The sequence below is a fragment of the Pseudomonas sp. BO3-4 genome (assembly GCF_034044115.1).
In the GTDB taxonomy this organism is placed as follows: domain Bacteria; phylum Pseudomonadota; class Gammaproteobacteria; order Pseudomonadales; family Pseudomonadaceae; genus Aquipseudomonas; species Aquipseudomonas alloputida.
On record NZ_CP139018.1, the window covers coordinates 1,942,820 to 1,955,987 of the forward strand.

General features: G+C 62.6%; 12 protein-coding genes. 5 read left to right on the top strand and 7 right to left on the bottom strand.

Annotated features, from left to right (window positions below):
- Nucleotides 1-24: 24 nt before the first annotated feature.
- The 4 genes from REH59_RS08855 to REH59_RS08870 form a co-directional block, all read right to left on the bottom strand.
- Entirely contained in the window at nt 25-1,464 is a 1,440-nt protein-coding gene (locus tag REH59_RS08855; RefSeq protein ID WP_121783119.1) for an efflux transporter outer membrane subunit, read from the bottom strand.
- The gene (locus tag REH59_RS08860) at nt 1,461-3,431 is read right to left on the bottom strand and encodes a MacB family efflux pump subunit (RefSeq protein WP_014859689.1); all 1,971 of its coding nucleotides are present in this window, start codon (nt 3,429-3,431) and stop codon (nt 1,461-1,463) included. Before REH59_RS08860 ends, REH59_RS08855 begins: the two co-directional genes overlap by 4 nt.
- Entirely contained in the window at nt 3,432-4,595 is a 1,164-nt protein-coding gene (locus tag REH59_RS08865; RefSeq protein WP_121783121.1) for an efflux RND transporter periplasmic adaptor subunit, read from the bottom strand.
- A gap of 205 nt (nt 4,596-4,800) precedes the next feature.
- On the bottom strand, nt 4,801-5,073 hold the full coding sequence (locus REH59_RS08870; RefSeq protein WP_003251523.1) for a hypothetical protein: 273 nt from the start codon (nt 5,071-5,073) through the stop codon (nt 4,801-4,803).
- 154 nt (nt 5,074-5,227) lie between these two features.
- On the opposite strand from REH59_RS08870, the gene REH59_RS08875 reads away from it, so the two are divergent.
- The 4 genes from REH59_RS08875 to REH59_RS08890 all read left to right on the top strand — a co-directional run bounded on the left by REH59_RS08875 (nt 5,228) and on the right by REH59_RS08890 (nt 8,946).
- Nucleotides 5,228-5,704 carry a PaaI family thioesterase gene (locus REH59_RS08875; protein ID WP_003251521.1) on the top strand — a complete coding sequence of 159 codons (477 nt, stop codon included), beginning with the start codon at nt 5,228-5,230 and terminating at the stop codon, nt 5,702-5,704.
- Complete coding sequence (locus REH59_RS08880; protein ID WP_003251519.1) at nt 5,701-6,183, top strand: PaaI family thioesterase; 483 nt, start codon at nt 5,701-5,703, stop codon at nt 6,181-6,183. Before REH59_RS08875 ends, REH59_RS08880 begins: the two co-directional genes overlap by 4 nt.
- A 69-nt stretch (nt 6,184-6,252) precedes the next feature.
- Entirely contained in the window at nt 6,253-8,157 is a 1,905-nt protein-coding gene (gene htpG, locus REH59_RS08885) for a molecular chaperone HtpG (protein ID WP_003251518.1), read from the top strand.
- Nucleotides 8,158-8,220: 63 nt separating this feature from the next.
- Nucleotides 8,221-8,946 carry a dienelactone hydrolase family protein gene (locus REH59_RS08890; RefSeq protein ID WP_003251516.1) on the top strand — a complete coding sequence of 242 codons (726 nt, stop codon included), beginning with the start codon at nt 8,221-8,223 and terminating at the stop codon, nt 8,944-8,946.
- A 140-nt stretch (nt 8,947-9,086) separates the two neighbouring features.
- Here REH59_RS08890 and REH59_RS08895 read toward each other — a convergent pair whose 3' ends face one another.
- A complete protein-coding gene (locus REH59_RS08895; protein ID WP_003251514.1) occupies nt 9,087-9,950 on the bottom strand; it encodes a pirin family protein in 864 nt (287 codons plus the stop codon).
- Nucleotides 9,951-10,067: 117 nt separating this feature from the next.
- On the opposite strand from REH59_RS08895, the gene REH59_RS08900 reads away from it, so the two are divergent.
- A complete protein-coding gene (locus REH59_RS08900) occupies nt 10,068-11,075 on the top strand; it encodes an amidohydrolase family protein (protein WP_003251513.1) in 1,008 nt (335 codons plus the stop codon).
- Between the two features lie 157 nt (nt 11,076-11,232).
- On the opposite strand, the gene fabB is transcribed toward REH59_RS08900, so the two are convergent.
- Both fabB and fabA read right to left on the bottom strand, forming a co-directional pair.
- Nucleotides 11,233-12,453 carry a beta-ketoacyl-ACP synthase I gene (gene fabB / locus REH59_RS08905; RefSeq protein WP_014860318.1) on the bottom strand — a complete coding sequence of 407 codons (1,221 nt, stop codon included), beginning with the start codon at nt 12,451-12,453 and terminating at the stop codon, nt 11,233-11,235.
- 11 nt (nt 12,454-12,464) lie between these two features.
- Entirely contained in the window at nt 12,465-12,980 is a 516-nt protein-coding gene (gene fabA / locus REH59_RS08910; protein ID WP_003251509.1) for a 3-hydroxyacyl-[acyl-carrier-protein] dehydratase FabA, read from the bottom strand.
- Nucleotides 12,981-13,168: the final 188 nt, after the last annotated feature.

Sequence of the window (13,168 nt, forward strand, 5' to 3'; positions counted from 1 at the left end):
AAGACGAACCGCACCTGCCGATGTTTAAGCGCCAGGTGCGGCACCCGGTTCAGCGCCAGCGACCTGCCAGCCGCCGCCCAGGGCCTTGTACAGGGCGATGCTGCCCATGACCCGCTTGAGGCGCAGTTGCACATCCTCGTCCTGAGCCTGGTACAGGGTGCGTTGGGTTTGCAGGACGGTCAGCAGGTCCTCGGCGCCCGCCTGGTAGCGGCTTTCGGCGATGTCGAAGGCTTTGCGCGCCTGTTGCAGTTCGATCGCCTGCCAATGCAGTTGCCGGTCGATGCCGTCCAGGGTATTGAGGGCCTTTTCCACATCGCCGAAACCGGCCAGGATGGCGCCGCGGTAGTTCTGCAGCAGTTCCTCCTGGGTTGCTACCGCCTTGTCGCGTTCAGCGCGCAGGCGGCCGTTGTTGAACACCGGCGTGACCAGGCCTGCGGCGAGGCTGGTGAAGGGGTTGCGCAAGACGTCCGGGAAGTGATCGGCGCCGCTGCCGACGATCAGCGTCAGGTTGAGTTTGGGCAGCATCGCCGCGCGGGCTACGCGCACATTGGCCTGAGCCGCCGCCAGCTTGGCCTCGGCATTGGCGATGTCCGGCCGTCGGCTGATCAGTTCGCTGGGCAGGCCCGCATCGATCGAGGGCCAGTTGAGCTGTTCAAAACGCGTGTGGCCCAGTTGCAAGTCCTGCACCGGTTGCCCGACCAGGGTCGCCAGGGTGATCAGGGCCTCCCGGGCCTGTTGCTGGTAAAGCGGGCGTTGCCGTTGCTGGGTGGCGACCAGGCTTTGTTGCTGGGCCAGTTCCAGTGCTGTGGCCGAGCCTGCATCGAAGCGGGTTTGCACCAGTTGCAGGACACGCTCGGCATTGGCCAGGTTAAGGTCGGCAATCCGCCCCTGCTGCTGGAAGGCCAGCGCCTGCATGTAGCTGTCGGCAACCTTGCCGAGCAAGGTCAGTTCAACGGTCGCGCGGTCGAACTCACTGGCTTGCAGGCCGTGCAGGGCACTCTCGCGCGCTGCCGCGTTGCCGCCCCAGAAGTCCACCTCGTAGCTGGCCTTCAGGGCCACATCCAGGTAATGAGTGGTGCGCTGGGTCGGGCTGGAATTCAGTTGGCTGTAGCCGTTGCCGTGCTGCAGGCGCTCGCGGTTGGCATTGGCTGCCCCCGTAACTTCGGGCAGCAAGGGGCCGCCGGCAATGACCGCATCGGCCTGTGCCTGGCGAACCCGGGCCATGGCCGCGCCGACTTCGAAACTGTCGGTGCGGGCTTGCTCCACCAGCTGGTTCAGTGCCGGGCTGCCGAACGACTGCCACCAGCCGGTCAAGTGGCGTGGTGTGCTCTGAGGCGCGGCCGCCTGCCAGCGGGCCGGGGCGTGCACACCGTGTTGCGGCGGCGTTGCAGGGGTGGCGCAGGCGCTCAGCAGCAGGCAGGCGCCGAGCAGGGGCAAGGGTTTGATCAACGTTGGGGTACTCATACGCTGGTAAGGGCGGCCACCGGGTCGAGCCGTGCAGCCTTGCGGGCGGGCATGAAGCCGAACGCGATACCGGTGACCACGGCGCAGGCGAAGGCACCGATGGCGGCGGGCAGCGAGAAGGCGACGGCGACCTGGCCCAGGCTCAGGGCGCCGCCGATCAGTAATGCCAGGGCGATGCCGCTGACGCCGCCGACCATCGTCAGCATCACGGCTTCAGTAAGGAACTGGCGCAGGATGTCGCGCTGGCGCGCGCCGGTGGCCATGCGGATACCAATTTCCCGTGTGCGCTCGCGCACGGTCATCAGCATGATGTTCATCACCCCGATGCCGCCCACCAGCAGCGAAATGGCGGCAATGGCGCCCAGCATCAGCGACAGCGCGTTCTGCGTCCTGGCTTCGGCCTGGATCATGGCCGCATTGTTGGTCAGTTCGAAGTCGGTTACGCCGTTGTGCAGTTTCAGCAGCAACTGGTCGATGACCTGCTCGGTCTGCTTCACCTGGCGCGCATCTGCGGCGGCGATCACCACGTATTCCGGGGCCTGGTTGCCGAACAGGCGCACGCTGGCGGTGGTGTAGGGCACCATCACTCGGGCGTCGGCATCCTGGTCGCCAGAGCTGGCGCCCTTGCCGGCCAGCACCCCGATGACCTGGAACGGTGCGTTCTCGATGAGAATGTACTGGCCCACCGGGTTGCGGTCGGCAAACAGTTTTTCCCGGGTCTTTTCGCCGATCACTGCCACTGCGGCGCCGGCGGCTTCGTCGGCCTCGGTGAAGAAACTCCCCTGCGCCACTGGCCAGTTGAATATCTGCGGGAAGTAGGTGTTGGAGCCGCCGACATAGAGCTTCAGGTCCTGGTTGCCATAGCGTACACCGGCCTTGCCGCCATTGACGGGCATGATCATGCGCACCTGGGGCAGGGTGGCGATGGCGCGGGTGTCGTCCAGGGTGATGATGCCTTCCGGCGCCCTGGGGGCGGGTGGCTTGCCGTTGAGGTAGATGATGTTGGAGCCGAAGGCGCCCATCTGCGCCATGACCTGGCGCTTGCTGCCTTCACCCACTGCCAGCATGACCACCACCGACGCCACGCCGATGATGATGCCCAGTAACGTCAGTGCGGTGCGGAAGCGGTTGATCCACATCACCCTCCACGCCGCCTTGACGGCGTCCAGCAGTTCGCCTTTCCAGGCACCGTTGTGCTCGCTGCCGTCGTTCAGGCGCTGGCGCAGGTCGACGGCCTGCAGCACGTCGACCTCAGGGTGCGAAGCGGGCAGTGGCTCAGGCTGGGCCTGGTCGCTGATGATCTGGCCATCGCGGATTTCGATGATGCGCTTGGCCCGTGCGGCGACTTCCCGGTCGTGGGTGATGAGGATCACCACATGGCCCTGGCTGGCCAGTTCGTCGAGCAGGGCCATGACTTCGGTACCGCTGCGGCTGTCGAGGGCGCCGGTGGGTTCGTCTGCCAGAACGATGTGGCCACCGTTCATCAGCGCGCGGGCTATCGATACGCGTTGTTGCTGGCCGCCGGACAACTGGTGCGGGCGATTACCGGTACGTTCGGCCAGGCCCAGGCGGGTCAGCAGGGCATGGGCGCGTGCGTGGCGCTCGGCGGCAGGCGTGCCGGCATAGATCGCCGGCATTTCGACATTTTCCTGGGCGGTGCCGGAGGCAATCAGGTGATAGCCCTGGAACACGAAACCGAAGGCTTCACGCCGCAGCCAGGCGAGTGCGTCACTGTCCAGGCTGGCCACCTGTTCACCCGCGAACAGGTAGTCGCCACTGGAGGGGCGGTCCAGGCAGCCGAGGATGTTCATCAGCGTAGACTTGCCTGAGCCGGAGGTACCGACAATGGCGACGAATTCACCGGCGTGAATGCTCAGGTTGATACCGCGCAAGACCTCGATTTGCGGTGTATCGACGCCGCCATAGCATTTGCGGATATCGCGCAGCTCAATCAGTGGGACTGGCATTTACCCTCCTGCACTGAGCAAGGGGCTGATCAGCAGGCGATCACCTTCTTCCAGCCCTTCGAGAATCTGCACGCGCAGGCGGTCGCTGATGCCGGTGCGCACTTCGCGATTTTCAATGGCGCCGTGTTTCGTCAGTACCTGTGCCAGCCTGCGATCGGGCTGCTTGCCCGGGTTGAGCGCGGAAATCGGGGCGGTCAGCACATCGTGCGCACGGTCAGCGACGAAGAACACCTGGGTGGTCATTTCTGCCATCAGGGCGCCGTCGGCGTTATCGACGTCCAGCAACACCGTATACAACACCACCCGGCCATTGCTTTTGCTGGCCGGGCTGCCGCTGCCCTGGTTGGCATGCTCCAGCGGCTTGGGCGGCACCGGCAGGATCTGCCGTACAGTGCTGTTCCAGCGCCGGGTGCCACCGCTGAGCGTGGTGAAATAGGCGTGCATGCCGGGTTTGACGTGGCCAATGTCCGCTTCCGACACTTCCGCCCAGACTGTCATCGGTGACAATTTGGCGATGCGCAGGATCAGCGGGGTCTGCTGCTGGGCGTTAAGCGTCTGCCCCTCGCGGGCATCCAGTGCGACCACGGTGCCACTCATGGGGGCATAGATGCGGGTGTAACCCAGTTCGGCCTGGTCGCTGCGCAGGCTGGCCTGGGCCTGGCGAATCTGCGCCTGGATCATGTCGATGCGCGCCTGGGTGGCCTTGAGCTCGGCGCGGGCCGTTTGCACATCCTCTTCGCGCGTGGCGCCGCCTGCCGCCAGGCTCTGCTGGCGCTCGGCCTTCTGCCGGGCCAGCTCATGCTGGGCACGTTGCTCTTGCAACTGTGCCTGCAGGTTTTCGACCGAGTAGCGTCCCGCGTCCAGCTTGGCCTGTTGCGTGGAAGGGTCGATCTCGACCAGCAACTGGCCTTCTTGCACCGCGTCGCCGACCTCGACCTTGATGGCACGGATCTGCCCGGATGCCTGGGCGCCGACGTCAACATAACGGCGTGGCTGCAAGGTGCCGATGGCGGTAACGCTGCTCTCGATATCACCCCGGCTGACAGTGACGGTATTCAGGCCATCATGGCGGGGTGGCATGATCTGCCAGGCACTTACGGCCAGCAATGTCGCCAGGCCAACTAAGGTGATCAGGGCCCGGCGGGCCAAGGGGGGACGTTTCATGCAGGGTTCCGGCCAAAGTAAGTTCCTCCGAGACACGTCGCGGGGTTGTACTTTGAACGAGAACCCGCCCGCAAAATTTACTGCGCGGCGCGCGGCGGGCGCTGATAAATGCCGGCGGCGAGTGAACTATTGGGTTAAACGTTTAAGCTGCAACTTGCAAACACAAAAAAACCCGACAGTTGTCGGGTTTTTTTGTTGACTCGAGTTACTGCTTGGCAGGTTCTGCCGGCGTAGCTGGAGCCGGAGTAGCCGGAGCGGCTTCTTCGGCAGCCTTCTGCTCGGCTTCGGCCTGATCTTTGGCAGCTTCGGCGTTTTCCTTGGCGGCTTCGTTCATCTTATCCTGAGCTTCACCCATTTTTTCCTGGGCTTGCTCGGCGTGTTGCTGTGCGTCCTGGGCTTTGTCTTCGCTCGCTTTATCGCAAGCAGCCAGGCCCATGGCAGCGGCCAGCATCAGAGCAAAAGCAAAAGGTTTACGCATGGGGGTGTTTCTCCTTGGTGGAATAAGTGACTTGTTCCTTCGAGTGCAACTACGCGGAATAAGTTCCACGAAGATTACAGATATATAACGCCCCGTTCTACATAGACTTTTTAACGAATTTATGCCGCTGCCCTGCGGCCGGTGGGAACAGCCGATGAACGATTCAACCTTGATGGCAATGGCCGAACGCTTTCTCTCGGCGTTAAAACATTGTCAGCTGTTGCAGATGCGCGTGGCGCAGGCTGATGGTGATGGCATGACCCTGGTCCTGCCATGGTCGCCAGCGATTGTCGGCAACCCGCAAACCGGTGCCGTGCACGGCGGTGCGCTGACCACGCTGATGGACACCACCTGTGGCATGGCCACGTTGTGTGTGCTGCCGCGCTTCGAAGTGTGCCCGACGTTGGACCTGCGCATCGACTACATGCACCCGGCTGAGGCCGGCAAGGACATCTACGGCCACGCCCAGTGCTACCGTGTTACCCGCGACGTGATCTTTACCCGTGGCACCGCCTACCAGGACGACCCCGACCAGCCCATCTGCCAGGTGGTGGGCACGTTCATGCGCCTGGGCCAGGACATCAAGGGCGGCATCCGTTTCGGCGACAGTCTGAAGGAGGGCAAGGCATGATTCCGCACGCGGTGCGCCAGCAGCTCAACGCCGCCCATGCGGTGGGCGACTATCGACCATTGCTGGCGCTGATTCCCTATGCCGGGCTGATCGGCATCGAATGCGAACGTCAGGGCGATGATGTGTTGTTCCGCCTGCCGGCAAGCCCGGACAATATCGGCAACCCACTGCTACCGGCCATTCATGGCGGCGTGATCGCCGGCTTCATGGAGCTGTCGGCAGCGCTGTACCTGCTGATCTACAGCGAGAGCGCAAGCATTCCGAAGATCATCGACTTTTCTATCGACTACCTGCGCGCCGGGCATTTTCGCGATACCTACGCCCAGTGCCAGCTGTGGCGTCAGGGCCGGCGGGTGACCAACGTGGCCATCACCGCCTGGCAGGGCGACAGGCAGTCGCCGATTGCCACGGCCCGTGCGCATTTCAAGATCGAACCGGAAAAGCCCTTGAAATCATCCGGGCAGCCCCCATCTGCATGACATCCGCCGTTAACGCTGGCCGAACCGGCCGCCAGGCGCCACCGCCATCAGATCGGAGTTTCGAAGACCATGACTGTGGAAACACAAAAGGAAACGTTGGGCTTCCAGACCGAGGTAAAGCAACTGCTGCACCTCATGATTCACTCGCTGTACTCGAACAAGGAAATCTTCCTGCGGGAGCTGATTTCCAATGCTTCCGACGCCGCCGACAAGCTGCGTTTCGAAGCCCTGGCCAAGCCAGAGCTGCTCGAAGGCGATGCTGACCTGAAGATTCGCCTGAGCTTCGACAAGGACGCCGGTACCGTGACCCTCGAGGACAACGGCATCGGCATGAGCCGCGAAGACGTCATCGCCCACCTGGGCACCATCGCCAAGTCCGGCACTGCCGACTTCATGAAGAACCTCACCGGTGACCAGAAGAAGGACTCGCACCTGATCGGCCAGTTCGGCGTGGGCTTCTACTCCGCGTTCATCGTTGCCGACAAGGTCGACGTGTACAGCCGCCGTGCGGGCCAGCCAGCGGCCGAAGGTGTGCACTGGTCGTCGAAAGGCGAGGGCGAATTCGAAGTCGCCACCATCGACAAACCACAGCGCGGTACCCGTATCGTCCTGCACCTGAAGAAGGACGAGCAGGAGTTCGCCGATGGCTGGCGCCTGCGCAACGTGGTCAAGAAATACTCCGACCACATCGCCCTGCCGATTCAACTGCCGAAAGAGCAGGCCGCCGCTGAAGGTGAAGAGCAGCCGGCCGAAGCGTGGGAAACCGTCAACCGTGCCAGCGCCCTGTGGACCCGTTCGCGCACCGAGGTGAAGGACGAGGAATACCAGGAGTTCTACAAGCACATCGGCCATGACTTCGAAAACCCGCTGGCCTGGAGCCACAACAAGGTCGAAGGCAAGCTTGAATACAACTCGCTGCTGTACGTGCCGGCCCGTGCGCCGTTCGACCTGTACCAGCGCGAAGCGCCGCGCGGCCTGAAGCTGTACGTGCAGCGTGTGTTCATCATGGACCAGGCCGAGTCGTTCCTGCCGCTGTACCTGCGCTTCATCAAGGGTGTGGTTGATTCCAACGACCTGTCGCTGAACGTGTCGCGTGAAATCCTGCAGAAAGACCCGATCATCGATTCGATGAAGACCGCGCTGACCAAGCGTGTGCTGGACATGCTGGAGAAGCTGGCGAAGAACGAACCCGAGCAATACAAGGGCTTCTGGAAAAACTTCGGTCAGGTGCTGAAAGAGGGCCCGGCCGAAGATTTTGCCAACAAGGAGAAAATCGCCGGCCTGCTGCGCTTTGCTTCCACCCAGGACGACAGCGGCGAGCAGAGCGTCGCCCTGGCCGACTACCTGGCCCGCGCCAAGGAAGGTCAGGACAAGATCTATTACCTCACCGGCGAGTCGTACGCGCAGGTCAAGAACAGCCCGCACCTGGAAGTCTTCCGCAAGAAAGGCATCGAAGTGCTGCTGCTCACTGACCGCATCGACGAGTGGCTGATGAGCTACCTCAACGAATTCGACGGCAAGGCCTTTGTCGATATTGCCCGTGGTGACCTGGACCTGGGCAAGCTGGATTCGGAAGAAGACAAGAAAGCCCAGGAAGAAGTCGCCAAGGACAAGGAAGGTTTGGTCGAGCGACTGAAAGGTGCGCTGGGTGACAGCGTGGCCGAAGTGCGCGTCTCGCACCGCCTGACCGACTCGCCGGCGATCCTGGCCATCGGCGAGCAGGACTTGGGCCTGCAGATGCGCCAGATCCTGGAAGCCAGCGGGCAGAAAGTGCCGGAGTCCAAGCCGATCTTCGAGTTCAACCCGAGCCACCCGCTGATCGAGAAGCTGGACCACGAGCAGAGCGAAGACCGTTTCGCCGAGCTGTCACATATCCTGTTCGATCAGGCGGCCCTGGCGGCCGGTGACAGCCTGAAGGACCCGGCGGCATACGTTCGTCGCCTGAACAAGCTACTGGTCGAGCTGTCTGCTTGAGTTGATGCACAGCAAAGCCCGCTTCGGCGGGCTTTTTTATGACGAGTGCCAAAGGAGTGCTTGATGAGCAAAGTAATCGTCGAATCGCTGGTTTATCACCTGTCTGGCAAGGCCTTCGAAAGCCGTTTGGTCTATGAGCCGGGTGCGCTGGGCCGCCCAGGGCTGGTGATGGCGCCGAACTGGATGGGCATTGGTGAAGGTGCCGAGCGCATTGCCAAGGAAGTGGCCGAGAAGGGCTATGTGGTGCTGATCGCCGACCTGTACGGGCAATCGGTGCGCCCGTCCAATGCCGATGAAGCAGGCGTGGCGATGATGCCGCTGAAGAATGACCGTGGCGAACTGCGCAAGCGCATGCAGGAAGCCCTGGCGCAATTGCTGGGGCAGTCGAAGGCGCTGCTGGAGCCTGGCAAGGTGGCCACCTTCGGCTTCTGCTTCGGTGGCTGCTGTGCGTTGGAACTGGCCCGTAGCGGCGCCGACCTGCGTGCGGCCGTGTCGTTCCACGGCACCCTGGACACGCCGGACCCTGAAGATGCCAAGCACATCAAGGGCTCGGTGCTGGTGTTGCACGGTGCCTCCGACCCATTGGTGCCTAAGGAGCAGTTGCCGGCATTCGAGGACGAGATGAACGCGGCCAAGGTGGACTGGCAGTTGCTCAGTTATGGCGGCGCGGTGCACTCGTTTACCGACCCGAATGCCAATGTGCCGGGCAAGATGCAGTATAACCGGCGCACTTCCGAGCGAGCGTTTCGTTCGATGCATAATCTGCTGAGTGAAGTATTCCAGCGTTGAGATTGCAGGGGGCTGCTTTGCAGCCCTTCGCGGGTAAACCCGCGCCTACACGACGGCCTGCGCCCAATCACCGACCTGTGTCCACCCCCGATCAGGTGTAGGAGCGGGTTTACCCGCGAAGGGCCGCAAAGCGGCCCCGATCACCGAGGCAACTCGATCCTCGAATGTTCCCCCGGCACCTCCGGCCAATCCCCCGCAGCCCATCTGGCCCGGGCCCGCTCGATCAGCTCCGGGTCGCTGGCGACGAAGTTCCAGTTCATCCGACGCGGCCCATCCAGCGGTGCGCCGCCAATCAGTACCAGTTGGCATTCACCCTCGGCATACAATGTCACCTCTTCGCCCTGCGGCAACACCACCAGGGTGCACGGCTCCACGTCTTCATCGTTCATCATCAACTCACCATCGAGCACGTACAGCGCCCGCTGCACATGCTCGGTCGGTACCAGCAAGGTGGTCGCCGGTTGCATCCGGACATGCGCATAAAGGGTAGGGGACAGCACCGGCACCGGTGACGCCAGGCAGAACCCGCTGCCCGCAATCATGCAGATACGTACACCCAGGCTGTCACTGACGGGCAGGCTCTCGGCTGGGTGATGGCTGTAACTTGCCGGGCCTTGCTCAAACGCGCGTGGCGACGCCAGCCATACTTGCAGCCCATGCAGGCGCGAACCATGGGCCAGGGCATCTTCCGGGGTGCGCTCGACATGGGCGACGCCGCTGCCCGCAGTCATCCAGCTGACATCACCAGGCAGCACCCGCTGCGCCGAGCCGAGGCTGTCCTTGTGCAGGATTGCGCCTTCGAACAGGTAGGTCAGGGTAGACAGGCCGATATGCGGGTGCTGGCGGATGTCCATGCCATGCCCCGGGGCATAGTCTGTTTCGAGCATGTGGTCGAAGAACACGAACGGGCCGACGCTGCGGCACTGGGCTGATGGCAGCGGGCGCAGGATCGGCTGGCCCTCGACCGTCTCGGCTCGGGGGTGGATGACCAGTGGGCTGCTCATGGGGAAGGCTCCAGGCACGGTGGAAGTGCCTCAAGCATAGCGGTTTGCCCGCCGTGGCTGAACCGTCTTGGCGGCCGCCTGGTCTACTGGGTTCGTACTTGCATGAGGAAGATGACCATGACCGCCAGAGCGCTGGCTTGTGTGCTGTTGTTCGGCTGGCTGTGCCAGGCGGCCCAGGCGCGCGAGTACCGCTACAGTGATGCCCACTTGCACTACGTGGACTTCTTCCAGGAAAGTGAAGGCATGCCGGCGCTGATCAAGGCCATGGATGCCGCAGGGGTTGAGCAGTCGATGATTTCAGGCATACCCGTGGCCAAGAAATGGCACGAAGACGAGCCCAAGCGCCCGCGCTACTACGCCGGTGATGACGCCGACGCCTATTGGTACAGCGCCACCGACACTTACGTGGCGGCGGCGCTGCAGCAATTGCCAAGTGAGCAGCGCAAGCGGTTCCACCCGTTCCTCAGTGGTTTCAACCCGGTGGACAAGAATGCTGTCAGCCATATCGAGCGCATGCTCGATATGTACCCGGGGCTGTGGCAGGGCATCGGCGAGGTGTTCACCCGACATGATGACCTGACAGCGCTGACCAGTGGCGACACGCCACGTGCCAATAATGAAGCCATGACGCGTATCTACCACCTGGCGGCCGAGCGCGACCTGCCCGTGCTGCTGCATTCCAACATCACCTCCAAGCGCGAGCGCAACCCGCTGTACCTGGCGGAGATCGAAGAGCCGCTGCGCAACCATCCGCACACGCGATTCATCTGGGCGCATGCGGGCAGCAGCATGGAGATACACCGCCACCAGACGCAGATGGACTTTCTACTGCCGGTGCTGACGCGATTGCTGGAGGACTACCCAAACCTGTATGTCGATTTGTCGTGGAGTGTGCTGCAGCCGTATTTGCTGGATGAGCAGGGCGTGCCGCGCAAGGCATGGTTGGCGCTGGTCGAGAAGTACCCGGAGCGGTTCATGCTGGGGTCGGATGTGGTGGGGCGGTTCGGCAGCCTGGGGGAGCAGATGCACGGGTTCAAGCCGTTTCTGGATGCCTTGCCGGAGGCGGTGGCGCACAAGGTGGCCCGGGAGAATTTTCTGGCGGTGTTGCCCAAGGTACAGCAGTGACCTGTGCGGGCCTCTTCGCGGGTAAACCCGCTCCTACAGGGTGGGCACAGCGCTGAAGGCTTGTGTGGTGGGTTTACCCGCGAAGAGGCCCGCACAGGCAATACAAACAAAAACGCCCCGAACCAGTCGGGGCGTTTTCATTGACAGCAGCAGCGTCTTACTTGCCTTCCCAGCGCTTGAGCACCAGGGTGGCGTTGGTGCCGCCGAAGCCGAAGCTGTTGCTCATGACCGTGTCGATCTTGGCTTTTTCTTCGGTTTTACGCAGGATTGGCAAGTCGGCGACTTCCGGATCCAGCTCGTCGATGTTGGCAGAGCCGGCGATGAAGTTGTTTTCCATCATCAGCAGGCAGTAGATCGCCTCGTGCACGCCGGCAGCGCCCAGCGAGTGACCCGACAGGCTCTTGGTAGAGCTGATCTTCGGCGCCTTGTCGCCGAACACGGCACGCACGCCCTTGATCTCGGCCACGTCACCGACCGGGGTCGAGGTACCGTGGGTGTTCAGGTAGTCGATCGGGGTGTCGACAGTGGACAGCGCCTGCTGCATGCAGCGGATGGCGCCTTCGCCGCTCGGTGCAACCATGTCGTAGCCGTCGGAAGTCGCACCGTAGCCAACGATTTCGGCGTAGATCTTGGCGCCGCGGGCCAGGGCGTGTTCCAGTTCCTCGACCACGACCATGCCGCCACCGCCAGCGATGACGAAACCATCACGGTCAGCGTCGTAGGCGCGCGAGGCCAGTTCCGGGGTTTCGTTGCGCTTGGTCGACAGGGCGCCCATGGCATCGAACAGGAACGACTGGCTCCAGTGCTCTTCTTCACCACCACCGGCGAAGACGATGTCCTGCTTGCCCCACTGGATCTGCTCCAGTGCGGTACCGATGCAGTGAGCCGAAGTGGCGCAGGCCGACGAGATCGAGTAGTTGATGCCCTTGATCTTGAACGGGGTGGCCAGGCATGCCGACACGGTGCTGCCCATGGTGCGGGTAACGCGGTATGGGCCGACGCGCTTGACGCCTTTCTCACGCAGGGTGTCCAGCGCTTCCATCTGGTTCAGGGTCGAGGCGCCGCCGGAACCGGCCACCAGGCCGGTACGCGGGTTGGAAACCTGCTCTTCGGTCAGGCCGGCGTCCTTGATCGCGTCCTGCATGGCCAGGTAGGCGTAGGCAGCCGCATGGCCGACGAAGCGGTAAACCTTGCGGTCGATCAGTTCTTCGAGGTTGAGGTCGATGGAACCGGAAACCTGGCTACGCAGCCCCATTTCCTTGTATTCCGGGTTGAAACGGATACCCGGACGGCTGTTGCGCAGGTTTTCGGTGACGGTAGCTTTGTCATTGCCCAGGCACGATACGATGCCCAGACCAGTGATAACGACGCGGCGCATGCGAATAACCCTTAGAAATTGTCAGTGGAGGTGAACACGCCGACCCGCAGGCCTTCGGCAGTGTAGATCTCGCGGCCGTCGACGCTGACCGAGCCATCGGCGATGGCCATGTTCAGCTTGCCCTTCAGGACGCGCTTGATGTGAATGTTGTACGTGACTTTCTTGGCTTCAGGCAGTACCTGGCCAAAGAATTTCACCTCGCCCGAACCCAGGGCGCGGCCACGGCCCGGCAGGCCTTGCCAGCCAAGGAAGAAGCCAACCAGCTGCCACATGGCGTCGAGGCCCAGGCAGCCCGGCATGACCGGATCGCCTTCGAAATGGCAGGCGAAGAACCACAGGTCCGGGTTGATATCCAGCTCGGCGACCAACTCACCTTTGCCGTACTTGCCGCCTTCTTCGCTGATATGGGTGATGCGATCGACCATCAGCATGTTCGGCGCGGGCAGTTGCGCATTACCTGGGCCGAACAGCTCACCGCGACTGCAGCGCAGCAGGTCTTCCCGAGTAAAGGCGTGTTGTTTGGTCATGCGAGCTCCTCAATAACCCCCTGCGGCAGGGGATGAATCTTCCCGGCCGGCCCGAAAACCAAGCGCTTCGAGACGGCAGCCTACAGGTAGACTATTGCGTTGTGGTGAAAGTCACAGCGCACCTGGTGAAAGAAGTACAGGTGTGCACTGAAACGTCTATTTTCAGGTCCGATGAAGGTCCTGTCCAG

Coding starts and splice junctions, on each gene's coding strand:
- REH59_RS08855 (WP_121783119.1), bottom strand. CDS start 1,464: ATGAGTACCCCAACGTTGATCAAACCCTTGCCCCTGCTCGGCGCCTGC.
- REH59_RS08860 (WP_014859689.1), bottom strand. CDS start 3,431: ATGCCAGTCCCACTGATTGAGCTGCGCGATATCCGCAAATGCTATGGC.
- REH59_RS08865 (WP_121783121.1), bottom strand. CDS start 4,595: ATGAAACGTCCCCCCTTGGCCCGCCGGGCCCTGATCACCTTAGTTGGC.
- REH59_RS08870 (WP_003251523.1), bottom strand. CDS start 5,073: ATGCGTAAACCTTTTGCTTTTGCTCTGATGCTGGCCGCTGCCATGGGC.
- REH59_RS08875 (WP_003251521.1), top strand. CDS start 5,228: ATGAACGATTCAACCTTGATGGCAATGGCCGAACGCTTTCTCTCGGCG.
- REH59_RS08880 (WP_003251519.1), top strand. CDS start 5,701: ATGATTCCGCACGCGGTGCGCCAGCAGCTCAACGCCGCCCATGCGGTG.
- htpG (WP_003251518.1), top strand. CDS start 6,253: ATGACTGTGGAAACACAAAAGGAAACGTTGGGCTTCCAGACCGAGGTA.
- REH59_RS08890 (WP_003251516.1), top strand. CDS start 8,221: ATGAGCAAAGTAATCGTCGAATCGCTGGTTTATCACCTGTCTGGCAAG.
- REH59_RS08895 (WP_003251514.1), bottom strand. CDS start 9,950: ATGAGCAGCCCACTGGTCATCCACCCCCGAGCCGAGACGGTCGAGGGC.
- REH59_RS08900 (WP_003251513.1), top strand. CDS start 10,068: ATGACCGCCAGAGCGCTGGCTTGTGTGCTGTTGTTCGGCTGGCTGTGC.
- fabB (WP_014860318.1), bottom strand. CDS start 12,453: ATGCGCCGCGTCGTTATCACTGGTCTGGGCATCGTATCGTGCCTGGGC.
- fabA (WP_003251509.1), bottom strand. CDS start 12,980: ATGACCAAACAACACGCCTTTACTCGGGAAGACCTGCTGCGCTGCAGT.